The following is a 25,158-nucleotide window of genomic DNA, read 5'->3' on the forward strand; positions in this document are numbered from 1 at the left end:
GGCGGCTGGACTGATCGTCTGGACCCTGCCGATATGGGTGGCGGCTCCATGGGTACCGGCAGGTGACTGGCTGAGGGCAGGGGGGTGGCAGACGGTGAAACGGTGAAGAGGTTAGGGGCGGAATGGATCGACAGCACGGCAGCGCTTCCTTGGCAGGTTGAGTAAGGACCAAGCCAGAAAAATACTGTTTCTTTGGCCTGATCAAACTGAAAATGCGTGATGAACTGTTTCGAATGCGAAGCCAGACCCAGTTAAAAGCGTTGTGCGACGCAGGCTGCGCACGTTTGTTTCGATGTATTTGTCAGCGGCCGGTGTGCGAAACAGATAGTGCTCGTGGCACCTTGGGCTATCATTGCGCCTTTCCCGTAGATGACCGACTGCCATGACCGCCACCCCCCTGACCACCGCCCTTGCCACCAGCGACATGCTGATCATCGACGGGCTGCACGCCTTCGACTTCACGTTTGACCAGCACTTGCTGATCGAAAGCATGGACGGCCGGGAACTCAAGCGTTGGACGTTCAGTCCAGATCAACTGAGCGCCGCCACCTTTGATGACAGCTTGCAAAGCTGGCTCTTGAGCAACGACGACGGTGAACACCGCCTGGTGTGCTTGAGCGCGGTCAAGGGCGACAACAACAACGATGAGGACGAAGCGGATGATGCGTAAATTCTGGCCCCTGCTGATGGCGGGCAGTGTCGGTGCGATGTCGGTACAGGCTGCACCGGCCGAGACGTATGAAGTGCTGGTGGGCAGCTACACCGCCGGCACCAGCGAAGGCATCTACCGCCTGCAGTTCGACAGCCGCACCGGCCGGTTCCAGGGCCCGCCGGTATTGGCGGCCACGGCCGATAATCCGTCCTGGCTGACCCTCTCCGAGGACCAGAAGTACCTGTTTGTGGTCAACGAGAATGGTCCCGGCCAGAAAGACGCGGTAGGCCGTGTGAGCAGCTACAGCATTGACCCACACAATCATCAACTGACCCTGATCAACCAGGTGCAGAGCCTGGGCAACGAGCCAACCCATTCCAGCGTGGCGGCCGATGGGCGCCACCTGTTCGTCGCCAACTATTCGGTGGTGGAAGACCCGGGTGGAAGCCTGGCGGTGCTGCCGGTCGATGCCGAGGGCAAGCTGTCGGCCCCGGTGCAACTGAGCGGGCACCCGGCCAGTCGCGTCAACCCCGAGCGCCAGGCGTCCAACCATGTGCATTCGGTGGTGTCTTCGCCGGATGGTAAATATGTGTTTGTGCAGGACCTCGGCGCCGACAAGGTGTTCGCCTACCGCTACGACCCCAAGGCCAACCACGAACTGCCACTGACGCCGGCCAACCCGGTCTCGGTGCAGTTGCCGCCCGGCAGCGGCCCGCGCCACCTGTTGTTCAGCGCCGATGGCAAGCATGCCTGGCTGACCACCGAAATGAGCGCCCAGGTTGCGGTGTTCGACTACAAAGACGGCCAACTGACCCAGACCCAACTGGTGGACTACGCCGCCGGCCAGCCGCTGTCCGACAAGGCCGGTGCGGCGCTGCATGCGTCAAGCGACGGCAAATTCCTGTACGTGAGCAATCGCGGTACGGCCAACCACATCGTGGTGTTCGGTATTGACCCGGCCACCGCGCACCTCAAGGAGCTGCAACGTCGTTCCGTTGAGGGCGACCATCCGCGCGAGTTCAGCCTGGACCCGAGCGGCAGATTCCTGCTGATCGCCAACCAGAAGAGCAATGAAATCGTGGTGGTCGAACGCGACCCTGAAACCGGCCTGCTCGGTAAAACCGTGCAGAAATTGCCGATCGATGCGCCCAGCGACCTCAAGTTCCTGGTGCGTCAATAAGCCACAGGCCCCGGGAAGCGGGGCCTGAGCCTTTCTATTAATTCTATTGATAGCGGCTAGTGTTTCAAAGCATTTCAAAGGTTCAGCCCTCGGGCGTACGTTGAGTTCCAAGGCCTTCCCCGGCCACTCAACCTAACGAACACGAGGGTTACCGCCATGAACTTGAATCTTTTCTCCATCATCGCCGCTTCTGCCGTTTCCGCCACGGTGGCCCTGCCGGCCGCGGCCAGTGTGGAAGTCTCCGGCAAAAAATCCAGCACCAGCGCCTACACCCAGAAATACCTGCAACAGAGCGCCAATTTCTACGCCGCGCTGGATCATAAAACCCAGCCGTAAACTTTGATTGAGCCCTGCACACCTGCAGACGCCAAACCACTGGAACGAAGCCTGGCTCGTTCGAGTGGTTTGGCGTTGTGCATCGGCTGCATAAAATGATTGATATCACATTGCCATGAGTTTAAATTTGGCGCTCGAATATTGACGCCTATCTCCTGGAATCGACAGCATGGCACTCCGACTCGCGGCACTTATCCTGGTCCTTTATTCCGCCCCTATCTTGTCCTCCGTGCAATCGGTGGACGGCGAGCCGGAGATTGCCCGCGAGCGGTTGTTAGACCTGGTGCAGGATTAAATCGCCTGTAGTGAGCGGGCTCGCCCCGCGCTGGGTGGCGAAGCCGCCCCAATCGGAACACTGCGGTGTGTCAGGTGAAATTGAGGGACTGCTTTGGGGCGGCTTCGCCACCCGGCGCGGGGCAAGCCCGCTCACTACAACAGCACGTGGGGTTTTGCCATCACGCCGATGAACAGCGGCGACTGCACAAACCGCTCCAGCCACCGCTGCAGCCTTGGATACGGCGCAGCGGCAAACCATTCCCGATCCACATGGGCAAACTGCCGCGCAAACGGCGCCAGGGCCATGTCCGCCAGGCTCGGGTGATCGGCCAGCAGGTACTCGCGTTTGGCCAGCAATTGCTCCAGTTTGCGCAAGAACACTTCACCTGCGGCCCGATACGCTTGCATGGGCTGTTCGGGATAACGTTCGGCGTACTTGTATCGATCCAATTGATACTTGAAGCCGTGGTCGTTCTCTGCAATCAGTGCCAACAGCGCCGGATCGCCCTGTAGCAGCCAGTCATCCGGATCGTGCTGCGCCAGCGCCCACTGCATGATCGCCAGGCTTTCATCGATTACCACGCCCTTCACACTCAGCACCGGCACCGTGCCTTTGGGTGACAAGGCCAGCATCTCGGCCGGCTTGGCTTTCAGGCTCACCTCGATAATGCGCACGGGCACACCGCAATAGGCCAAGGCCAGGCGCGCGCGCATCGCATACGGGCAGCGCCGGAACGAATACAGCAGGATTTCACTCACGTGACCTCCAGGGTGCTCAAGCCATTGCCCTGGCGCTTGACCTGGATCTGCACCGGAATGCGTTCGTGCATTTCCTGCACATGGGAGATCACCGCCACCTTGCGGCCCTGGGCCTGCAAGCCGTCCAGCGCGTCCATGGCCAATTGCAGCGACTCGGGGTCGAGGCTGCCAAAGCCTTCGTCGATAAACAGCGACTCGATCTTCAGCGTGCTGGAGGCCATTGACGCCAGGCCCAGAGCCAGCGCCAACGACACCAGGAAGGTTTCGCCGCCGGACAACGAATGCACCGAACGCAGCTCGTCGCCCATTTCGGTGTCCATCACCAGCAACCCAAGCATGCTGCCGCCGCGCTTGAGGCGGTAGCGGCGCACCAGTTGGCGCAATTGCACGTTGGCGTGGTGCACCAGCAGGTCGAGGTTGTAGGCCTGGGCGATCTTGCGGAAGGTGTCGCCGGTGGCCGAGCCGATCAGTGCGTTCAGGCGTGCCCAGCGCTGCCATTCGTCATAAGCCTGGGCGATCTGCGCGGCGAAGGCCTGGTTGGCCTCTTGGCGACGCTGGTCTTCGGATTGGCGCGCGCGCAGTTCGGCGCAGGCTTTTTCAGCCTCGGCCAATTGCTGGTTGAGTGTGGCCAGGGCGCTGTCCAGTGCTTCGGCTTCGAGGTTGCCGTTGTGCAGGGCCTGGTGCTCGGCGAGGCGCTGCTCGCGCTCCTGCAGCAGGACCTTAGCTTGTTCGACCGCTTTTTCGCTGTGCTGCACCTGCTGGCGCAATTGGCTCACCCGGGCCTCATCAACGGTCAGCAAGCGGTTGAGGCCTTCGTCGTCGAGTTCCGGGTGCAAGGCGCGCCACTCGCTGATGCGCGTGTCGAGGGTGTGTTGCTCGGCCTGCAGCGCCTGCTGGCGTTCCTGCTGGGCCTTGAGATCGGCGGCGAGTTGGACCAGCGCGTTGTGGACCTCTTGCAACTGCTTGTTGGCCTCGGTCTCACTGTTACGCGACTGGGCCACGGCTTGGTCCAACTGCTGCTGCCATTGTTCGGCGCTGCTGTGTTCGCCGAGCAATGCGCCGAGCTTTTCCTGAGCAGCCCGGTGTTGGGCGGCCAGTTCGGTGACTTGCTGAACCAACGCATCGAGTTGTTGCTGGCGATGCTGCTGGTGGGTCTGTTCCTTTTCGATCGCCTGTTGGCGTGCCTGTTGCTCCGCCAGTTCGTCGCGTTGATGGCCGAGCTGTTCAAGGCGCTGACTGACCTGCTGGTCCAGTTGCATGAAGGTGGCGGCAGGTTCGGCGCGTAGACCTTCCAGGGTGTCGGCTGGCAACAGGCTGGCGAAGGCGTTGAGTTCCTGGTCGAGACGTTCGCGGTCACTGGCCATTTCGCGTTGCTGGTCCGCCAGTAATTGGCGCGCCTGCTGGCTGGCTGCCTGGGCGGCTTGCAGTTGTTGCTGCAGGCGCCCGGCGTTTTGCTGCAGGTTGAGCAGGGCGCCTTGGCGTTGTTCGTCCTGAGCGATGCTTTGGGTGAGTTGGGCCAGTTGCTGGTCAAGCCAGGCGCTGCGTTTGGCCGCATCCTGGTTGAACAATGCGGCGGACAACGGGTGCGCGTCCATGCTCGGCTTGAGTGCTTGCTGTTGCGCTGCCAGTTGCTCCTGCTGTTGCAGGTATTCCTTCTGCTGGGCGATCAAGCCGCCCACTTCGCCGCGCAGCTCAGTGAGTTTTTCCTTGAGCGTATCCACGGCTTTTTGCGCCAGGGCCTCCTCGTTTTCATCGTGGCGGCCGAGGCTGTGCAACAGCGCTTCGGGCTGATGGTACGGGTGTTCGTGGCTGCCACACACCGGGCAAGGCTGGTCGTCCTGCAACTGCGCGCGCAGTTCCTCGACGCTGGCACTGCGCGCCAGGCGCTGGCGTTCCAGCAGCTGTTTGGTCACCGTCAGGGTCTGTTCGGCCACGGTCAGCTCGGCCTTGGTTTGCAGGCCGGTCTGGTTCAGTTGCTCACGCTGCTGCTGGGCATCGGCAAGCTTTTGCGCGAGGACGCCGGCCTGGTGATCCAGCTGTTGCTGGCTGTCCCACAGGCGGGTCAGGTCTTCGAAAGCGCGTTGCTGTTTACGATTGTCGTGCAGCAGGCTGGCCAGCAACTGGATCTGTTCGGCCACGGCATGGGGCTCGGCGCCGGCCTCCTGGTACAGCAGGTCCAGGGCCTCGCGTTGCTGGGCGAACTGCTCGGCTTCGCGGGTAGCGCGTTGCTCCAGTTGCGGCAGTTCGGCCTGGCCTTTGTTCAAGCGGTTACCGATCAGCATCAGCTGTTGCAAGCGGTCGCGGTAGGCGCTCCAGGCATCGCTCAGCGGGGCGAGGGCGGCGCTCTGTTCGAGTTCGGTGGCCAGGCTTTGCAGGCGTTCGGCGACCTGGCGCTGCTTGTCGAGCAAGCCATTGAGCCGGACCTGGCCTTCATGGCAGGCGTTTTCGTGCTGCTGTTTGTCCTCGGTGCGCTTGGCCAGCTCCTTGGTCAAGTGGGCGAGGGTGCTTTGCTCTTCAAAGGCCTGGCGCAGCAAAGGCAGGGCATCACCCTGGTTTTGCAGGGCTTGGGCCAATGCGGCCTGCGCCGTGGCTTGTTGTTGCCGGGCCTGTTCCTGGCGGGTATGCAGTTGGCCTTGTTGTTGGCGATACAGCTGAATCTGCGCGGCTAACGGCCCAAGCACGGTGCGCAGTTCTGCCTGGCGCGCGAAGTGATGGCGCTGCGGCGCCAACTGGTCCAGGCGGCTCAGGTCCTGGCGTTGCTGGGCCTGGTTAGCCCACTCGGCCTGCGCTCGCTGTAAATCCTGGGCTGCACTGAGCTGGCGTTCCTGCCATTCACGCAGTTCCTTGAGCCAGGTGTGCTGCAACTCCAACTGTTTGAGCTGGGCTTGCTGGGTCTTGAGCTGTTGTTGTGCTGCATCGAATTGCTGGTCCAGCTCGGCACGGGCTTCGGGCGCGAGGGGCACCACGCCGGTGGCCTGGTCCTGCAACTGCTTGTGCACGTCCCGGGCGTCTTTGGCCTTGTCGAAGGCACGTCGGCCGAGCTGGGTGTAGAGCGCGGTATCGGTGAGCTTCTCCAGCAGTTCGCTGCGCTCGTTATCGTTGGCCTTGAGGAACGCGCTGAACTCGCTTTGCGCCAGCAGCACGGCGCGGGTGAACTGTTCAAAGTTCAGGCCCAGGGCCAGTTCCAGTTGGGTTTTGTATTCGGTTTTCTGGCTGGCCAGCAGTTGGTCGCTGTCCAGGTCGATCAGGCTCTGGCGGCTGTTCTGCAACTTGCCGCTGGCCTTGTCGCGGGCGCGGTTGGCTTCCCAGCGCGCACGGTAGCGGCGGCCACTGACGCCGACAAAGTCCACTTCGGCGTAACCGCCACCGGTACCGCGCCGCAATAACGTGCGCGGGTCGCCGATGGAGATATCGCTGTCGGCATCCGGCATTTTCGCCTGGCCGGTATCGCCCAGGCGCGGCACGGCGCCAAACAGCGCCAGGCACAGTGCATCAAGCAGCGTGCTTTTGCCGGCACCGGTCGGCCCGGTGATTGCGAACAACCCGGCGCTGGCCAGGGGCTCGGCGGTAAAGTCGATCTCGAATGGGCCGGCCAGGGAGGCGAGATTCTTCAGGCGGATGGCGAGGATCTTCATGGCTGTTCGCTCTCCTGTTGCACTTCCTGAAGCAGCACGGCGAAATCCTTCAAGGTCTGTTCGTCCACCGCACTGCCGTAGCTGTCCTGCCAGGCGCGGCTGAACAGCTCCTGGGGCGTGAGCTGGTCAAGTTCGATCAAGCGCTCTTCGTCGGTAGCGTCGCTGCCGCGTTTGCCGGCGTATTCCGCGGCGATGCGCACCAGGCGCACGGCCTTGCCGTCCAGGGCGTTTTCGATCTGCTGGCGCAGGTCGGGTTGCGGTTCGTCGAGGCGTACGCGCACTTCCAGCCACGGCTGGCGCTGGGTGTCGGCCAGCAGGTCGACGTCGGGCAGGTCGGCCAGTTGTTTGAGAATATCGGCCAGGGGCGCGGCTTCCAGGCGTTGCAGGTTGACGGCGCGGGGGATCAGCAGCGGTTCGACGCTGACCAGCGCCTGGCCCTGAAACGTCACGTCGAGAATCTGGTGCTTGTAGTTGATTTCTGAAAACGACAGCGGAATCGGCGAGCCGCTGTAGCGAATGCGCTCTTCGCCATTGACCTTTTGCGGCTTGTGCAAATGGCCGAGGGCCACATAGGCAACACTTCTATCGAACAGACTGGCCGGCAGCGCCTCGGCATTGCCGATGATCAGGCTGCGCTCGGAGTCTTCCGACACCGAGCCACCGGCCATGTGCGCATGGCTGATGGCAATCAGCGCCTGGCCTTTCTTGCGCTTGGCGTTGGCGGCGGCGATCAGCCATTCATGCACTTGGCCGATGCCGCGCAGGTAATCGTCGCCCAAGTGTGCACCGGTGACTTCCGCCGGACGCAGGAAGGGCAATGCCAGGCACCACGCGGCGACCTTGCCCTTGGCATCCGGCAGGGGGATCAGCAAGCGCTCGGCATCGAGTTGCCCATCATCCAGCCACAGCACGCGGCCGAGGGCATGGGTGCGCAAGCGGCGCATCAGCGGCGCGGGCAATTCGATGCGCGAGCCGGAGTCGTGGTTGCCGGCGATCATCACGATGGTCAGGTTGGGGTTTTGTTCGTGGGCGCTGATGATGAAATCGTACAGCCGCTCCTGAGCCTTGAGCGGCGGGTTGACCGTGTCGAAGATATCGCCGGCGATCAGCAGCGCATCCGGACAGTGGGCCTTGAGCTGGCCCAGCAGCCACCCCAGGAAACAGGCATGTTCGAAGTCGCGTTCCTGGCCGTGGAGGTTTTGGCCCAGGTGCCAGTCGGAGGTGTGGAACAGACGCAAGGCGAACTCCGTGAATAACAGAAAAGTGAATGACCGCCATGAACAGAGAAGGGCGGTGAAAAGGAAGGGAGTTTACCCGGAATGTGACCACGTCGCCCCAGGCAACACAGATCCAATGTGGGAGCGGGCTTGCTCGCGAAGGCGGTGTGTCAGATAAACATGTGCTGACTGACACTCCGCATTCGCGAGCAAGCCCGCCCACAGGGGTTATGTGTTGTTTCTGATAGAGCGTTATGACGGTGGTTGCAGGCAGTCCAGCGCTCGGTCGGCCAGGGTTTTGGCGTTGTTGATCAAGTGCTCGGTGGCGCCGGCCATGTGGCGCTGTTCGCCGCTCAGCGCCTGGCAGGTGCCGGCTGCGGTCGCGGCGGCGCAACGCAGCAGGTCGCAGATTTGCGCGAGGGCGTCTTCGAAGCTGAGGTCTTGGTGCACGGTGAAGGGTGGCGCTGAGGCGGGTTGCAGGTAGTGGCTCAGGGCGCGTTCGAAGATTTTGCGGTCGGGGGTGAAGCGGGGCGGGTCGGGGACGATTTTGTTCATATAGAAGTTCCTACTGAAATGGAGCCACCGAAGTGTCGGTCTCACTCGACAAAAGGGTGGCAGCTATGTGCAGGGTGAGAAAACCGGACAGTAGGACTCCGGCCAGACCGAAGTCTGCCCGCACACAGCCGCCATAAACATGGTTCAGACGATTGTGGCGTTTGGCGCCTACTGGTTCCCGGGTTCTCACACCCGATCGCTGATATGCAGCGACGGAACGAAGGCTAGCCAGTGAACTGAACAGGCGCAAGGCCGTGGGATTGTCTAGGAAACTTCCTGCAAATTAAAGGGATATGGATTGCTGGCCTTTAACAACCCATGTCGCACAGACGACACGGTCAACTGTGGGAGCTGGCTTGCCTGCGATGGCGCCAGGTCAGTTGGGCATGTGCTGGTTGACACACCGCCATCGCGGGCAAGCCCGCTCCCACAGGTAATGCTCAGGTTTTGAATCTGGATTTTTCGCCAATAGCAGAAGCCATTCGTGCTGTGTCAGCAAGTTTCCAACAATATTTTTTGAGAGCACTGGCTGTAAATGAAGCGCCTCAACTCCGCAGTTTTAATCGCCAGTAAGCGGGACTAGGAAGTGTCCGACTATTTCCTACTGCGAGGTATGACAGAAGAGTCCTTACTGATTTTAGGAAGCAGCTGGCTTACTTTGTTCATCAAATCATGCAAGGTCGAGTGCGTGGGGCGATCAAGTGACACGCTCTACATGTTGTGCGCTTTAGTACTTTCTCAATGATTGCGGAGAATATTATGAAAAGCCTTATTGCTTTACCTCTTGCGGCATTGATGTTGGTTTCTGCTCAAGTGTCTGCTTCATGTTTGTACATTAACGAGAGCTACACTGGAATCATACCGCCGAAGACGGCGATCACAGCGCATGGTCCTTTCAAAATCACTTCCGCCAATGGCTGTTCCGGGGCGGGTATTGATGCGACGGTTTCAACGGGTGGTGTTGGCCGGGCGCCGGAAATATATATTGAGCAAGACGTCGGTTCTTCTTGGAATAGAGTGTCGTTCAGTATAGGTAATAACGCTTCATACTCAGGGGCTTTTGGTAACTACCGCGTGGTGTTGAATAACGACGATGCTGTCTCTAAATCCTACTCGGGGGCCGTGAGGTACGGTCGATAGAGCGGAGGGAGGCGCGCCGGGGCTTAGACCCCGACGCGCCAGCTGCTGGCATCATGCCTGTTCTCTTATTGATAAGTCGCTATTTGCAGATTTCGCAAAGTAAGCCAGTGCATTTATCGCGTGATTAGCATTTATCATACCTTGCAAGTAATCCATTGCGCCGTCTTGTCTGGCTACCGCCGGTTCACTTTCAAAAAACGCCCTGGTGTCCTCAAGCCTTTCGTTGAATAAGGCAATGGCGTTGAACTTTACATGCGTATTGGTCTGGAATCCGTTCGCGTCAGATGCTCGGTCACCCTCTATAAACATCCCAAATGCTCGTCGACTGATCATTCCTTCGTCATAAAGTTTGCTGCCGACTATCTTAAGTTCGTCGGTGCTGATCGACGTCATGTCATAGTTTTTCAAAAAATCTTTAAGTTGGGTTATCTTTTCCTGCTTTTCAAGCTTCAATGCATCCGCTGCCTCGGAGGCTTCGGTAATTGTGAATGCATTGGTGACTTGATTCGGATTTTTGATGACATAAGCATCGGTCTGCCTACTCATCGGTGCGTATGAAACATTCAGAGTAATGGCCATTGGATAATCTCCACTAATAGAAGGCTACATCGCTCTATCGGCCTCTGCTGTTTTAACTTAAGTTGTGCCCAAACTTACTTGGGATACAAAGGCGGCAAGCTCGTGCTATCCGCCGTCGGGTCCACCTCGCGCTCAGCCATCGGAATCGCCTTCACCGCGCGCCACAGATCTTCCCCCAGCCAGTAATGACCACCTTCGCTATAAAGCGCGCCGTTCAACCCATCCAAGGCATCCGACAGCGGCACGAACCGCGCCGCCATGTCGGCGAGGGTTTCCGGCTGTTGGCGGGCCCAGGCGTCGAGGGCCTGGCGGGTGGCATGGGGGTCGTTGGCCTGGGTGGCGCGCTTGAGGTCGTCGAGCAGGCTGCGTGGGCTTGGGCCGGTGTGTGCGGCGCGTAGCACGGCGGGCTGCCAGCGCGCGCGCCACCACAGGCCAAAGCCCAGCAGGGTGGTGCAGGCCAGAAGCAGGGTGCTGAGTTGCCACAGCCACAGGTGGTTGTCGTCGGGGGCGGTAATCACGGTGGGCGTGGCGGGTGTGTCGACCGCCAGGCTCGGGTTGGTCGCCACTTGCAGGGTGCGTGCCGGCAGGCTGGTGCGTTCCAGATGGTCTTCGTGGGTATTCCACCACACCACGTCCACGGCGGGCAGTTCCAGCGGGCCTGCGCGGGTGGGCACCAGCGCTTCGCGATCTTCGCGGCTGCCGGTCAGGCCTCGGTCGCTGGCCTGGTTGCCGAGCACCGGTTGGTCCGGGTAGCGGCGCAGGCCGTTGATATCGGTGCTGGGCAGGGCCGGCAATTGCGCGCTGGACAGGCCTTCGGCCTTGACCGTGAGCCTGCGGGTCAGCGAGTCGCCCACTTGCACCTGTTCAGGTTCGGGGTTCCAGCTTTCAGCCAGGGTTAGGCTGCGCGCCGGCAGCCAGGGCGTATCGGCCGGGTACAGCGCCGGTTTGGGCTTGACCACCAGCGGCAGTTGCGCCGAACTGACATGGATCAGCTTGCCGGGCTTGGTGCCCTGCAGCGTGTTCTCCTGCGGCGGACGCGATTCCACCAGCGTCGCGCTGAAGGTCTGGGTCGCAATCGCCAGCGTGCCGCTGTGTTGCGGGTAAATGGCGTAGCGGGTTTCGATCACGCCGTGGCGGATGCTGTTGATGACTTTTTCATAGGTGCGCGACTCGCCCAGTTGCTCCACGCGTGCATCGGGAATCTGCAACGGCGTAAGGTTGCTGTCGTCATACAGCGACACCGAGTGGTACACGCGCACAGTCAACAGCGCCTGGGCCTGGACGTAGACGCTGGTCTGGTCAAGGTCGGCCTCGATGAACACCGGCGCGAGTTCGGCGGCGGTGTTCTGGCTGGCGGTTTCCACCACTTGCAGGCTGATCGGCTGGGTCTTGTACTCGCCCACTTGCAGGGGCGGGATGATCACGCTGCCGTTTTCCTTGGGCAGCAGGGTGATGATCCAGCGCGTGGTGGCGTGATTGTCGCCGTCCAGGGTGGTGAGCTGGTTGATCTGCCGCGTACCGCTGACTTCGAACTGTGCCTCCAGGGGCGACAGGTCGGGCTTGCCGAACTGCGTGACATCGCTGGACTCCACCGTCAGTTCCACCGTCTCCCCGGAATTGAGGCGGCTGCGGTCGACGCTGGCGCTCAGGTTCGCCGCCTGGGCGTGGCCTGCCGACAAGGCGAGCAGAAGCAGTAGGGTGGTGCGGCGGCTCATCGAGTCTTGTCCTGATGTTGTTGCTGTTCGTACCAGAATTTGCGGCGCAGCAATTCCCCGGGGTTGTCCGGGATCTGCCGCAGCCACTGCTCCAGGGCCTGGCGCTGCTCGCCGTCGAGGCTGGCATCGCTCGGGCGCAGCGGCGGGGTAGTGGTCTGTTCATCCCCCAGTTCGCTGCCGGGCACTTCGTTGCCGCCGGTGCGGGGCGTGGCGCCGGTTTGAGTATCGCCAGTGCCGGCCTCACCCTGGCCCTGGGACGACTGCTCGCCACCCGTGGCGTTTTGCCCACTGGCGCCCGGTTGCGCAGTTTGGCCGGGTTGGGTGGTTTCGTCATCCTGGTTTTTTGCCGGCGCAGTGGGCTCCGGTTGCGCCTGCTGTTGCATCAGGGTCTCCACCAATGCCTTGTTTTTCAGCGCCGGTTGCAGGTCGGGCTGCGCTTCCAGGGCCTGTTCGTAGGCGTCGACGGCGGCTTCCAGCTCTCCGGACTTGGCCAGGGCGTTACCGCGATTGTAATGCGCGTAGGCGTCATTGCCCTCGGCGAAACGCTTGATGGCTTCGGCATAGTTACCGGCTTCGTACAGTGCCACGCCTTGCCACTGCGGGTCCTGGAAGTGTTCGGCCGCTTCGGCGGGGCGTTTGTGCTTGAGCAGGTATTGGCCTTGTTGGTCGGGCCGCAGCCACAGGTCCTGCAGGCCAAAGGCATAGCTGGGCTGGGGCGCGCTCAACAGCAGCAGCGGCAGGCAGAACAACCAGCCACGCCGCCCGGCGCAGGCGGCCAGCAGCAACAAGGGCAGGAGCAGCCAGTAACCCTGGTCGGCCCAGGTGTCCAGGTGCAGCCGTTGGCCGTCGTTGCGCAGGCTTTGCGGCGGGTCCAGCACGCCGAGCTGGCGCAGGTCCTTGTCGTCCAGGCGCGCAGCGCGGTAGCGTCCGCCCATTTCGCTGGCAAAGGCCTTGAGGGTCGGGCTGTCGAGGCGCGGCACCAGGATCGCGCCTTGTTCGTCCTTGAGGAACTCGCCACTTTCCTGGGTGACCGGGGTGCCCTCGCGGCTGCCGATGCCGAGGATCGACAGGCTCGGCGCCTGGGCGTTTTGCAGTTGCAGGCGAATGCCCTGGCGTTCCTGTTTGGACAGCGAGGAACCCACCAGCAACAGGCGGCCCTGGCCGAGGCCGCCTTGCTTGAGCAGGCCCAGGGCTTTCTCGACCGCAAGGTCGGCGCGGTGGCCGGGCTCGGGCATGATCGAGGGGCGCAAGGCTTCCAGCAGGTTGCGGCTGGTGCCCAGGTCGTCAGACAGCGGCACCAGCGTGTGGGCGCTGCCGGCGTAGACAACGATGGCGGTTTGCGCATCGCTGCGTGCCTGCAGCAAGTCGTACAGCTTGCGTCGCGCCTGTTCCAGGCGGTTCGGCGGGCTGTCGGTGGCGAGCATCTCCGGGGTCAGTTCCAGCAGCACCACTAAAGGATCGGACGGCTTCTGGCTGGATTGCTCAACCCGCTGCCAACTGGGGCCGAGCAACGCGAGCACGGCCAACAGCCAAGCGACGCCGAGCACCACCCACGGTGATTTGCTTTCGCGCCCATTGCCGCCACTGAGCAACACGGCGTGGAAGGCAGGCGGCAGGATCATCTGCCAGCGCCCGGCGCGTTTCTGCCGGTGCCACAACTGCCACAGCAACCAACTGAGCAACGGCAGCAGCAGCAACCACCACGGACGGAACCAATGCGGCCACAGGTCGATCATCGACGCCTCCGCAAACGCAGGCGTTTGAGGCGCTGACGCCATTGCGGGTGCTGTGGCAGGAACATCCCTTTGCTCGACAGCCGATTGAACAGTCGCTGCAAGGCGTTGTTCGGCCAACGCTCCTGGATCACCAGTAGCATGCTCAGCAGCAAGGCCAGGGCCAGCGGCGCGCTGTACAGCGCCAGCGCCGGGCGCGCCTGGGTCGGTTGTTGCGCGACGGGTTCAAGTGTGTCGAGGGTTTGCTTGATCGCTTGCAGTTCTTCGCCGTCGCGGGCGCGGAAATACTGGCCACCGGTGGTTTCGGCGATGGCCTTGAGCGCCGGTTCGTCGAGGTCCAGGCTCGGGTTGACTCCCAGGATGCCCAGGGAACCGGTCTGTTCCGGGTCGGCGCCGATACCGATCGGGTAGATCTTCACGCCTTCCTCCGCGGCCAGGCGCGCGGCGGTCAGCGGGTCGATCTGCCCGGCGTTATTGGCCCCGTCGGTGACCAGGATCAGCACACGGCTCTGCGCCGGGCGCTGGCGCAGGCGTTTGAGGGCCAGGCCGATGGCGTCACCAATCGCGCTATTCTTGCCGGCGATGCCGATGCGCGCTTCATCCAGCCAGGTGCGCACGGTGCGCCGATCAAAGGTCAGCGGCGCCTGCAGGTAGGCCTGGCTGCCGAACAGGATCAGGCCGACGCGGTCGCCTTCACGGCCCTCCAGGAAATCGCCGAGCAGGTGTTTGACCAGGCTCAAGCGGCTTACCTCCTCGTCTCGCCAGTGCATGTCCGGGAAATCCATGGAACCGGACACGTCCACCGCCACCAGCAGGTCACGACCACTGGCGGCAATCGGCAGCGGCTCGCCGAGCCATTCCGGGCGCGCAGCGGCGCTCAACAGCAGCAGCCACAGCACCACGAAGGGCGCTTGCTGGCGCCAACCGGGCAGGTTGACGCGGGCACGGCGGCGGGCCAGGCCTTCAAGGTCGCTGAGGTAGCTGACTTTCAGGGCGGGTTCGCCGCTGTCGGCCGCCGGCAACACGAGGCGCATCAGCCACGGCAACGGCAACAGGGCGAAGATCCACGGCCAGGCGAACTCAAACATGTTTGCGAATCCAGGTGTCGACGGCTTGGGTCAGGCCGGCGATAGCCTTGTCGTCGAGCTTGCATTCAGGTTTGTACGCGCCCTCCACCAACACCATCCAGCGGGTCAGGCCGGCGGCGGGGCAGCGGTTGTCGAGGAACGCCAGCCACTTGCGACCGTTGAGCGTGTGGCTTTGGCTGTAGGGATAGTCGTTGCGGCACAGGCGCTTGAGCAGGCCATTGAGCTGCTGCAGCCAGGCGCCGGCCGGGGCGCCGTCGTAGGGTTTGGGCATCAGTGCCAGCTCCGCCAGGGCGGCAATGCGCAACGGGTCCAAGGGTTGTTCGGCACGGGCGATGGGGCGGCGGGTCGGCAGGAACCGTCGCAGTGACCACAGGCCCCAACCCAGCAGTGGGATCACCAGCAGCAACAGCCACCAGCCGGGCGCGGGCGGCCAGAAGCCGATGGCCGGCGGCGCGATCAGCGGTTGCAGTTGGTCAAGGCTGCTCATTGTTTTTTAGCCGGGCGTTGCGGGTTGAGGTAGTCGCGCAGTTGCTCGACCATTTCGCCCTGGGTGCTCAAGGGCATCAGCAAAATCCGCAGTTTCTGGGCCAGCAGCTCCCAGCGGGCGATCCGCGCTTCGGCCTGGGCCTTGTAGGCCTGGCGCAAATCGAAGTTCAGTGTGTCCAGTTCCAGTTGCGCGCCGCGTTCGGCAAAGCGCAGCAGTCCGGCGGCGGGCAGGGCGTGGTCCAGGGGGTCGGAGATCGGTAACAGCAGCAGATCGCAATGGCGTGACAAAAGGCTCAGCTGTTGCTCGGCACCTTCGGTGAGCGCGCGTTCGTCGCAGATCACGATCACCAGGCTGCCGGGGCGCAACACTTCGCGGCCACGGCGCAGGGCCATGCCAAGGGCGTCGGCTTCCGGGCGGCTTTCGGTGCTCAGGCTCTGGTTGACGCGCACCAGGCGGTTGAGCAGTTGCAGCAGGCTTTGCTTGCTGCGGCGCGGCTTGATTTCGTAGTGCTCGTTGTCGCCGAACACCAGCCCGCCCACGCGGTCGTTGTGCCCCAGCGCGGCCCAGCCGATCAGGCTCGCCGCCTGGGCGGCCAGCACCGACTTGAACATTTGCCCAGAGCCGAAGAACAGCCGGCAGCTTTGTTCCACCATGATGAAGATCGGCCGTTCGCGCTCCTCATGGAACAGTTTGGTGTGCGGCTCCTGAGTGCGTGCGGTCACGCGCCAATCGATGGTGCGTACATCATCGCCGGCCTGGTACACGCGCACCTGGTCGAAGTCGACGCCGCGCCCGCGCAGCTTGGAATGGTGCAGGCCGGTCAATGGGCTGCGCTGGCTTGGCGTGGAGAATAATTGCACTTCGCGCACGCGATGGCGCATCTCGATCAATTCGCTGAGCGTGACGCGGATCCCATCGCTTGCGTTCATCGGGTTCAAGCGACGGCAACGACGTCGAGAATGCGCTGCACCACGCGGTCCTGGTCAATACCGGCGGCTTCGGCTTCGAACGACAGAATGATGCGATGGCGCAGTACGTCGAACAACACGGCCTGGATGTCCTCGGGGCTGACGAAATCACGCCCGGCCAGCCAGGCATGGGCGCGGGCGCAGCGGTCCAGCGCAATGGAGCCGCGTGGGCTGGCGCCGTAGGCGATCCACTCGGCCATCTCCGGGTCGAACTTGGCCGGGGTGCGGGTGGCCATCACCAGTTGCACCAGGTATTCCTCCACCGCATCGGCCATGTACAGGCCGAGGATTTCCTTGCGCGCGGCGAAGATCGCTTGCTGGCTGACACGGCGTTCGGGCTTGGTTTCGCCGTTGAGCGCTTCGCCACGGGCCTGTTGCAGGATACGCCGTTCGACGGCGGCATCGGGGAAGCCGATCTTGACGTGCATCAGGAAACGGTCGAGCTGCGCCTCGGGCAGCGGGTAAGTGCCTTCCTGCTCGATGGGGTTTTGCGTGGCCATCACCAGGAACAGCGGCGACAGGTCATAGGTGCTGCGCCCGACGCTGACCTGGCGCTCGGCCATGGCTTCCAGCAGCGCCGACTGCACCTTGGCCGGCGCACGGTTGATTTCGTCGGCCAGCACCAGGTTGTGGAAGATCGGCCCCTGCTGGAACACGAAGCTGCCGGTTTCCGGACGGTAGATCTCGGTGCCGGTAATGTCGGCGGGCAACAGGTCGGGGGTGAACTGGATACGATGGAACTGCGCTTCGATGCCTTCGGCCAGCTCTTTGATGGCCTTGGTCTTGGCCAGGCCCGGCGCGCCTTCGACCAGCATATGGCCGTCGGCGAGCAAGGCGATCAGCAGGCGATCGATGAGTTTTTCCTGGCCGAGAATCTGCGTAGAAAGAAAGGTTCGCAGCGCAAGCAGCGCTTCACGATGTTCCATCGATGACGGTTCCTGGAAAGATGAGCCTGGGGCGTCATGACACGTGCGCCGGGCTGGGGCGCCTACTTTAATGCATGGGAGGGGGTGGCGACTAACGACGTAACGGGTATTTTTGGCAAAACTTGTAGGATTTTTGTGTAGATCGCATACGTACTGTAGTGAACGCGGTCAGTGTGGGAGCGGGCTTGCTCGCGAAAGCGGTGTGTCAGTCACCTGATGCAGTGGCTGACACGGCCTCTTCGCGAGCAAGCCCGCTCCCACATTTGATCTTCGGAGCATCAAAGTGCTGGCCTAGATCCGGACGAAAGTACCGGTGCCGTTGAGGATGTTGCGCAAGGTTTCTTCAACCTCCGCCAGATCCGATGCGGCCGTTTTGTGGGTGATCTGCAGTTGGTCCTTGCCACCCAGCGCATCGGCATCGCCGGCGGCCAGCTCAACCAGCAAGGTCGTGGCGCCCAGGGTGATCTTCAGCCCGTCCAGGGTCGATGGTTCGTAGTCCCAGGTAAGCTCGACTTCCGCTTCATCCGGGTAGCGGCTGAGCATGAACATCTCACCGTTCTGGCCGTGGCAGCAGAGCATGGCCATGTTGTCTTCTTCTTCGTCGCAGGGGTTGACGATCAGGTGGGGGGTGGAGAGTTTCATAGCCGAGCCTTAGGAAGCATGTTCATGGGTATTAATACACTATCATGACTTTTTTGCTGCTGGATTGCAGATGGCGCTCTCGCACAGGTCAAGAGGATGTCATCTGCCGCTGGGTGCAGGACGGATTATTTCGGATCAAATGACGGTATAAATTTATTCTTTATAACGCCGCCCGCCGCACCAAGAGCAACCTCTTTGGTTGCGACCGCCGCTGCGTTAAATAGTCCATAGACTATCCGGTCAGATCCTCCCGGTCGTCCTCTCGCTTGGTCATCAATACCAAAACCTACTTCTGTGGCAGCCACGCCAAGATTGAAAGCCAAGATCGCGTACCCGACTGGCGGAAAAGCCGCCGCCAGCGGGCCAAGTATAATCAAGGCCTTGCCAACGGCTTTTAAGGTATCGAGAACTGCTGTTTTGTTGATGTCGTCATTTGTGACATAGTCGAAATCGGTGTTGTCGTAGCTGAATTGTTCCGCGCGGGCTTGCATGGCTTTGAACGGGTCAACAATATCGTTGCCGCCAAAAGGCCAATCGAGCAGCCCCTCACGGTCTTTTGCAAACCTGGCTTCCATTTCAAGCTTTTTATCGACGCCCGCCTCGAGTATTTTGTTTTCTCGATCGCCATGTTTGAAGTATTGCGCAAATTGCTTACGTTTGTTTTCGTCTGTCATCTGGTTGGACAGCCACTTACGCATGGCTTCAGGGCTGTCGAACGGGAGGATCGGCGATGAGTTGCCAGTCATGTAGAGCAGGGTTTTTTTTGTCGTCTCATTCGTGACATAAAAGATGCCTGAAGCGGGCTTCCCTAGAAAAGTAAGTTCTTTAATTTTCAGATTTGGATCTTGATTGTAGGGCCGCTGGAAGTCTCCTGCCTTCAGCGCGCCAATTGATTTGCCCGTGGCGACGTTAGCGACATTCAGGGCCATGTCTCTCTCTTCTTTGCTCAGCGAGCCCTCGGCATATTGTTGATGGGCTGAAGTGGCAAACGCCATCTTGGTCAACGTGGTGTACGTGTCTCGATGGGTGTTCCAGTACTTCTTTAATTCTTCGATGTGTGGTTTGCTGAAATTGGTGTCCCACACGTATTTGCGGAAGGATTTCGGGGAAACGATCGACAGTTGATTGGAACGGTCGTAAGTATTGGTGCCTGGTTTGGGGTCGACATAAATGCCCTCATACTGTTGAGTGTTAATGGCGTCTTTGTTCCGCATGTAGCCATGACGGCCAGAGTGACTCGTATGGCCAATGGTCAAGTCGTCGACGATTTTCACCGAAGGCGGGACGCTTTGGAATGGGTTGAATGATGTCTTGGGCAAGTCGCTGTGGCCGGGCGTATGTTGTATGTTTTTAATGGCAGCGTCCGTCAGCGAAATTTTGCTGACGATCGTGCCGGGGTAAGGCTCTTTATTGCCACGTTTATTATAAGCCACTGTGACTAGATAGGTTTTATCCGGGTCTATGTCAAGACCGTACTGTTTGTAGTGGGCTTTTATTTGAGCGCGGGTCGTTTCTCTTGGGTCAGGCGTAGCGACATACTGACTGACGGCGAAATTTTTTATGCCAAGCTCGGCTTGGACAGCGTTCTCATGCTCGCGAAATACTTTCAGGTACTCGGGTATATTCTGATCTTTCCACTCGTTGGATTTCCCGATGTTGTCTTTTTTCCATTTCTCATATTGAAGGCGCCATACTGGGTCGTTCGGGCTCGCCTTTGGTTTTACGGGCGCGTCTGGAAGCTCCGTCGGTTTGGTCGGAGGTGTTTTGGGCGTAAGCTTTGGGGCAAATCGTTCGGCTGGGGATGGCTGAGGAATAAAGTTTAGATTCGAATCAGAGATGTTCATCGTTCGTTTCGCTCATATGAAAACGCGTCATCCCTGACGTGGAATTTATTGTCATTTCAGCGCAAATAAAAATAGTGAACGGTGTGCTGAGTTCGTTGCGCCGTGACCTTTACCTATTGGTAATTAGCGAATAATGATTTCATCAAGAATATCTATTGGATGGCGCAACAAAATCTATTGATGCCTCACGTGGCTGCAAGAGCTTGTGCCGCACGTGCGGCTGCCTGCCCTTGACCGAATATGTCGCAGTGCGGCAAGCAAGCGTCTTCTTATAATCGTTAAGCTGCGCAGTGGATGCGCCACCGTCAGGTTGTTGACCTGCCCGTCATCCCGTCACCTGCTGTGTGGCGCATCGGATGTGACCTGACCGTCTTGTCCAGCTTCACCCACCTGTCACTCCGATCCGTTAAGCTGCCCTATGCTTACCTGCGAATCAGAGCTGACGGTCTCCCCGCAAGGGGATAACACGCGACGCTTCCATCAATAACAAGCCCAAGCGGAGTACCACAGATGGCGTTCTTCACCGCAGCCAGCAAGGCCGACTTCCAGCACCAACTGCAAGCGGCACTGGCGCAGCACATCAGTGAACAGGCACTGCCACAAGTGGCGCTGTTCGCTGAGCAATTCTTCGGCATTATTTCCCTGGATGAACTGACCCAGCGTCGCCTGTCCGACCTGGCCGGTTGCACCCTGTCTGCCTGGCGCCTGCTTGAGCGCTTTGACCACACCCAACCGCAAGTGCGGGTCTACAACCCCGATTATGAACGTCATGGCTGGCAATCGACCCACACCGCGGTCGAAGTGCTGCACCACGACCTGCCATTCCTGGTGGATTCGGTCCGTACCGAGCTGAACCGCCGTGGCTACAGCATCCACACCCTGCAGACCACCGTGCTCAGTACGCGTCGTGGCGGCAGGGGCGAACTGCTGGAAATTCTGCCCAAGGGCACCCAGGGCGAAGGCATCCAGCAAGAATCGCTGATGTACCTGGAAATCGACCGTTGCGCCAACGCCGCCGAACTGAACGTGCTGAGCAAAGAGCTTGAGCAGGTGTTGGGCGAAGTGCGCGTGGCCGTGGCCGATTTCGAACCGATGAAAGCCAAGGTCCAGGACCTGCTCGCCGGTATCGACGCCAGCCCGTTCAGCATCGACGGCGAAGAAAAAGCCGAGATCAAGAACTTCCTCGAATGGCTGGTGGGCAACCACTTCACCTTCCTCGGCTATGAGGAGTTCGTGGTACGTGACGAGGCGGACGGCGGTCATCTCGAATATGACGCCAGCTCGTTCCTCGGTCTGACCAAGTTGCTGCGCGCCGGCCTCACCGCCGATGACCTGCGCATCGAAGACTACGCCGTGGCCTACCTGCGCGAGCCGACCGTGCTGTCGTTTGCCAAGGCCGCGCACCCGAGCCGCGTGCACCGGCCGGCTTACCCGGACTACGTGTCGATCCGTGAGATCAGCGCCGACGGCAAGGTCATCAAGGAACACCGTTTCATGGGCCTGTACACTTCCTCGGTGTACGGCGAAAGCGTGCGGGTGATTCCTTACATCCGCCGCAAGGTCGCCGAAATCGAACGCCGCTCCGGCTTCCAGGCCAAGGCTCACCTGGGCAAAGAGTTGGCTCAAGTGGTTGAAGTGCTGCCGCGCGATGACCTGTTCCAGACCCCGGTCGATGAGCTGTTCAGCACCGTGATGTCGATCGTGCAGATCCAGGAACGCAACAAGATCCGCGTGTTCCTGCGCAAAGACCCGTACGGACGTTTCTGCTACTGCCTGGCCTATGTGCCACGCGACATCTACTCCACTGAAGTGCGCCAGAAGATCCAGCAAGTGCTGATGGATCGCCTGAAAGCCTCGGATTGCGAATTCTGGACCTTCTTCTCTGAGTCCGTACTGGCCCGTGTGCAACTGATTCTGCGGGTCGACCCGAAGAACCGCCTGGACATCGACCCGCTGCAACTGGAAAAAGAGGTGGTGCAGGCCTGCCGTAGCTGGCAGGACGACTACGCCAGCCTGGTGGTGGAAAGTTTCGGCGAAGCCCACGGCACCAATGTGCTGGCGGATTTCCCCAAAGGCTTCCCGGCCGGCTACCGCGAGCGGTTTGCCGCGCATTCGGCCGTGGTCGATATGCAGCACCTCAACAGCCTGACCGAAGCCAACCCGCTGGTGATGAGCTTCTATCAGCCGCTGGGCCAGGTCTCCGGCCAGCGCGAGCTGCATTGCAAGCTCTACCATGCGGACACCCCGCTGGCGTTGTCCGACGTGCTGCCGATCCTGGAAAACCTCGGCCTGCGCGTGCTGGGTGAATTCCCTTACCGCCTGCGGCATGCCAATGGCCGTGAGTTCTGGATCCATGACTTCGCGTTCATCGCCGCCGAAGGCGTGAACCTGGATATCCAGCAGCTCAACGACACCCTGCAGGATGCCTTCGTGCACATCGTGCATGGCGACGCCGAGAATGATGCGTTCAACCGCCTGGTATTGACCGCCGGCCTGCCTTGGCGCGATGTGGCCTTGCTGCGTGCCTACGCCCGTTACCTGAAGCAGATCCGCCTGGGCTTCGACCTGGGTTACATCGCCAGCACCCTGAACAACCACACCGACATCGCCCGCGAGTTGACCCGGTTGTTCAAGACCCGCTTCTACCTGGCGCGCAAGCTCACCGCCGACGACCTGGAAGACAAGCAGCAACGCCTGGAACAAGCGATCCTCACCGCGCTGGACGACGTCCAGGTGCTCAACGAAGACCGCATCCTGCGTCGCTACCTGGACCTGATCAAGGCGACCCTGCGCACCAACTTCTACCAGACCGACGCCAACGGCCAGAACAAGTCGTACTTCAGCTTCAAGTTCAACCCGCACGCGATCCCCGAGCTGCCCAAGCCGGTGCCGAAGTTTGAAATCTTCGTGTACTCGCCGCGCGTCGAAGGCGTGCACCTGCGCTTTGGCAACGTGGCCCGCGGCGGCCTGCGCTGGTCCGACCGTGAAGAAGACTTCCGTACCGAAGTGCTCGGCCTGGTAAAAGCCCAGCAAGTGAAGAACTCGGTCATCGTGCCCGTGGGCGCCAAAGGCGGCTTCCTGCCGCGTCGCCTGCCATTGGGCGGCAGCCGTGACGAGATCGCGGCCGAGGGCATCGCCTGCTACCGCATCTTCATTTCCGGCCTGCTGGACATCACCGACAACCTGAAAGACGGCGCCCTGGTGCCGCCGGCCAACGTCGTGCGGCATGACGACGATGACCCGTACCTGGTGGTGGCGGCGGACAAGGGCACTGCGACCTTCTCCGACATCGCCAACGGTATCGCCATCGACTACGGCTTCTGGCTGGGCGATGCGTTCGCTTCCGGTGGTTCCGCCGGTTACGACCACAAGAAAATGGGCATCACCGCCAAGGGCGCGTGGGTCGGTGTGCAGCGTCACTTCCGTGAGCGCGGCATCAACGTGCAGGAAGACAGCATCACCGTGGTGGGCGTCGGCGACATGGCCGGCGACGTGTTCGGTAACGGCTTGCTCATGTCCGACAAGCTGCAACTGGTTGCAGCCTTCAACCACATGCACATCTTCATCGACCCGAACCCGAACCCGGCGACCAGCTTCGTCGAGCGTCAGCGCCTGTTCGACTTGCCGCGCTCGGCCTGGACCGACTACGACACCAGCATCATGTCCGAAGGCGGCGGTATCTTCTCGCGCAGCGCCAAAAGCATCGCCATCTCGCCACAGATGAAAGAACGCTTCGACATCAAGGCCGACAAGCTGACCCCGACCGAACTGCTGAACGCCTTGCTCAAGGCGCCGGTGGACCTGTTGTGGAACGGCGGCATCGGCACCTACGTCAAGGCCAGCACCGAGAGCCACGCCGACGTGGGCGACAAGGCCAACGACGCGCTGCGCGTCAACGGCAACGAGCTGCGCTGCAAGGTAGTGGGCGAGGGCGGCAACCTCGGCATGACCCAACTGGGTCGTGTGGAGTTCGGCCTCAATGGCGGCGGTTCCAACACCGACTTCATCGACAACGCCGGCGGCGTGGACTGCTCCGACCACGAAGTGAACATCAAGATCCTGCTCAACGAAGTGGTGCAGGCCGGTGACATGACCGACAAGCAACGCAACCAGTTGCTGGCGAGCATGACCGACGAAGTCGGCCACCTGGTGTTGGGCAACAACTACAAGCAGACCCAGGCCCTGTCCCTGTCGGCGCGCCGTGCCTACGAGCGTGCCGCCGAGTACAAGCGCCTGATGAGCGACCTGGAAGGCCGTGGCAAGCTGGACCGCGCCATCGAGTACCTGCCGACCGAGGAGCAGCTCGTCGAGCGCGCCGCGAATGGCAAGGGCCTGACCCGTCCGGAGCTGTCGGTGCTGATTTCCTACAGCAAGATCGACCTCAAGGAAGCGCTGCTCAAGTCCCAGGTGCCGGATGACGAGTACCTGACCCGTGACATGGAAACCGCGTTCCCGCCAAGCCTGGTGGCCAAGTTTGGCGAAGCCATGCGCCGTCACCGCCTCAAGCGCGAGATCGTCAGCACCCAGATCGCCAACGACCTGGTCAACCACATGGGCATCACCTTTGTTCAACGACTCAAAGAGTCGACCGGCATGAGCCCGGCGAACGTGGCGGGCGCTTATGTGATCGTGCGCGACATCTTCCATCTCCCGCACTGGTTCCGTCAGATCGAAGCCCTGGATCACCAGGTCTCGGCCGACGTGCAATTGCAGTTGATGGACGAGCTGATGCGCCTGGGCCGTCGCGCCACGCGCTGGTTCCTGCGCAGCCGTCGCAACGAGCAGGACGCTGGCCGTGACACCGCGCACTTCGGTCCGCACCTGGCGGCGTTGGGCCTCAAGCTCGACGAACTGCTGGAAGGCCCGACCCGTGAAGGCTGGCAGACCCGCTACCAGGCCTACACCGAAGCCGGCGTGCCGGAGTTGTTGGCGCGCATGGTGGCAGGCACCACGCACCTGTACACCTTGCTGCCGATCATCGAAGCCGCCGACGTCACCGGGCATGATGCCGCCGAAGTGGCCAAGGCCTACTTCGCCGTCGGCAGCGCGCTGGACTTGCCGTGGTACCTGCAGCAGATCAGCGATCTGCCGGTGGCCAACAACTGGCAGGCCCAGGCCCGTGAAGCCTTCCGCGACGATGTGGATTGGCAGCAGCGGGCGATTACCATCTCGGTTCTGCAAATGGCCGATGCGCCACAAGACATGGAAGCCCGCGTGGCCCTGTGGCTTGAGCAGCACCAGGACATGGCCGATCGCTGGCGCGCAATGATGGTGGAAATCCGTGCCGCCGTGGGTACGGACTACGCCATGTACGCGGTGGCCAACCGTGAGTTGCTGGACTTGGCGTTGAGTGGTCAGTCGGTGCTGTAATGCAGGTGCCGGCGTAACAAAAAGAATCCCCGAATCTTACGATTCGGGGATTTTTT

18 protein-coding genes are annotated in these 25,158 nt (G+C 61.2%); 5 read left to right on the forward strand and 13 right to left on the reverse strand.

Annotated elements, in window-relative coordinates; all coding sequences use genetic code 11:
• Positions 1-382: 382 nt before the first annotated feature.
• From KVG91_RS22530 to KVG91_RS22540, 3 genes are all read left to right on the forward strand, one after another.
• The gene (locus KVG91_RS22530) at positions 383-670 is read left to right on the forward strand and encodes a DUF5629 family protein (protein WP_169376233.1); all 288 of its coding nucleotides are present in this window, start codon (positions 383-385) and stop codon (positions 668-670) included.
• Complete coding sequence (locus KVG91_RS22535) at positions 660-1,832, forward strand: lactonase family protein (RefSeq protein ID WP_169376234.1); 1,173 nt, start codon at positions 660-662, stop codon at positions 1,830-1,832. The genes KVG91_RS22530 and KVG91_RS22535 overlap by 11 nt, the downstream gene beginning before the upstream one ends.
• A 156-nt stretch (positions 1,833-1,988) precedes the next feature.
• A complete protein-coding gene (locus KVG91_RS22540; protein WP_169376235.1) occupies positions 1,989-2,168 on the forward strand; it encodes a hypothetical protein in 180 nt (59 codons plus the stop codon).
• A 429-nt stretch (positions 2,169-2,597) separates the two neighbouring features.
• Here KVG91_RS22540 and KVG91_RS22545 read toward each other — a convergent pair whose 3' ends face one another.
• The 4 genes from KVG91_RS22545 to KVG91_RS22560 all read right to left on the reverse strand — a co-directional run bounded on the left by KVG91_RS22545 (position 2,598) and on the right by KVG91_RS22560 (position 8,610).
• On the reverse strand, positions 2,598-3,203 hold the full coding sequence (locus KVG91_RS22545; RefSeq protein ID WP_169376236.1) for a glutathione S-transferase: 606 nt from the start codon (positions 3,201-3,203) through the stop codon (positions 2,598-2,600).
• Complete coding sequence (locus KVG91_RS22550) at positions 3,200-6,838, reverse strand: AAA family ATPase (RefSeq protein ID WP_169376237.1); 3,639 nt, start codon at positions 6,836-6,838, stop codon at positions 3,200-3,202. Before KVG91_RS22550 ends, KVG91_RS22545 begins: the two co-directional genes overlap by 4 nt.
• The gene (locus tag KVG91_RS22555; RefSeq protein WP_169376238.1) at positions 6,835-8,076 is read right to left on the reverse strand and encodes an exonuclease SbcCD subunit D C-terminal domain-containing protein; all 1,242 of its coding nucleotides are present in this window, start codon (positions 8,074-8,076) and stop codon (positions 6,835-6,837) included. The genes KVG91_RS22550 and KVG91_RS22555 overlap by 4 nt, the downstream gene beginning before the upstream one ends.
• 231 nt (positions 8,077-8,307) lie before the next feature.
• Complete coding sequence (locus KVG91_RS22560) at positions 8,308-8,610, reverse strand: DUF6124 family protein (protein ID WP_178115104.1); 303 nt, start codon at positions 8,608-8,610, stop codon at positions 8,308-8,310.
• Positions 8,611-9,369: 759 nt separating this feature from the next.
• Between KVG91_RS22560 and KVG91_RS22565 the strand changes: the two genes are divergently transcribed.
• Positions 9,370-9,750 (forward strand): hypothetical protein, encoded by a 381-nt coding sequence (locus tag KVG91_RS22565; RefSeq protein WP_169376239.1) that lies wholly within the window; start codon positions 9,370-9,372, stop codon positions 9,748-9,750.
• A 51-nt stretch (positions 9,751-9,801) separates the two neighbouring features.
• Here the strand turns inward: KVG91_RS22565 and KVG91_RS22570 are convergent, their stop codons facing one another.
• From KVG91_RS22570 to KVG91_RS22610, 9 genes are all read right to left on the reverse strand, one after another.
• The gene (locus tag KVG91_RS22570) at positions 9,802-10,329 is read right to left on the reverse strand and encodes a hypothetical protein (protein WP_169376240.1); all 528 of its coding nucleotides are present in this window, start codon (positions 10,327-10,329) and stop codon (positions 9,802-9,804) included.
• Between the two features lie 74 nt (positions 10,330-10,403).
• On the reverse strand, positions 10,404-12,044 hold the full coding sequence (locus tag KVG91_RS22575; protein ID WP_169376241.1) for a BatD family protein: 1,641 nt from the start codon (positions 12,042-12,044) through the stop codon (positions 10,404-10,406).
• Positions 12,041-13,780, reverse strand: a complete 1,740-nt coding sequence (locus KVG91_RS22580) for a tetratricopeptide repeat protein (protein WP_169376242.1) — start codon at positions 13,778-13,780, stop codon at positions 12,041-12,043. Before KVG91_RS22580 ends, KVG91_RS22575 begins: the two co-directional genes overlap by 4 nt.
• Complete coding sequence (locus tag KVG91_RS22585) at positions 13,777-14,865, reverse strand: vWA domain-containing protein (protein WP_169376243.1); 1,089 nt, start codon at positions 14,863-14,865, stop codon at positions 13,777-13,779. Before KVG91_RS22585 ends, KVG91_RS22580 begins: the two co-directional genes overlap by 4 nt.
• Positions 14,858-15,352, reverse strand: a complete 495-nt coding sequence (locus tag KVG91_RS22590) for a DUF4381 domain-containing protein (RefSeq protein ID WP_028616472.1) — start codon at positions 15,350-15,352, stop codon at positions 14,858-14,860. The genes KVG91_RS22585 and KVG91_RS22590 overlap by 8 nt, the downstream gene beginning before the upstream one ends.
• The gene (locus KVG91_RS22595; protein WP_169376244.1) at positions 15,349-16,281 is read right to left on the reverse strand and encodes a DUF58 domain-containing protein; all 933 of its coding nucleotides are present in this window, start codon (positions 16,279-16,281) and stop codon (positions 15,349-15,351) included. Before KVG91_RS22595 ends, KVG91_RS22590 begins: the two co-directional genes overlap by 4 nt.
• A gap of 5 nt (positions 16,282-16,286) precedes the next feature.
• Entirely contained in the window at positions 16,287-17,246 is a 960-nt protein-coding gene (locus KVG91_RS22600) for an AAA family ATPase (RefSeq protein WP_003174327.1), read from the reverse strand.
• Positions 17,247-17,537: 291 nt separating this feature from the next.
• A complete protein-coding gene (locus KVG91_RS22605) occupies positions 17,538-17,888 on the reverse strand; it encodes a hypothetical protein (protein WP_169376245.1) in 351 nt (116 codons plus the stop codon).
• 125 nt (positions 17,889-18,013) lie between these two features.
• A complete protein-coding gene (locus KVG91_RS22610; protein WP_169376246.1) occupies positions 18,014-19,732 on the reverse strand; it encodes a dermonecrotic toxin domain-containing protein in 1,719 nt (572 codons plus the stop codon).
• 510 nt (positions 19,733-20,242) lie between these two features.
• Between KVG91_RS22610 and KVG91_RS22615 the strand changes: the two genes are divergently transcribed.
• Positions 20,243-25,102: an NAD-glutamate dehydrogenase gene (locus KVG91_RS22615; protein WP_169376247.1), complete on the forward strand. Its 4,860-nt coding sequence runs from the start codon at positions 20,243-20,245 to the stop codon at positions 25,100-25,102.
• Positions 25,103-25,158 lie beyond the last annotated feature (56 nt).

The organism is Pseudomonas azadiae (assembly GCF_019145355.1).
Taxonomy (GTDB): Bacteria; Pseudomonadota; Gammaproteobacteria; order Pseudomonadales; family Pseudomonadaceae; genus Aquipseudomonas; species Aquipseudomonas azadiae.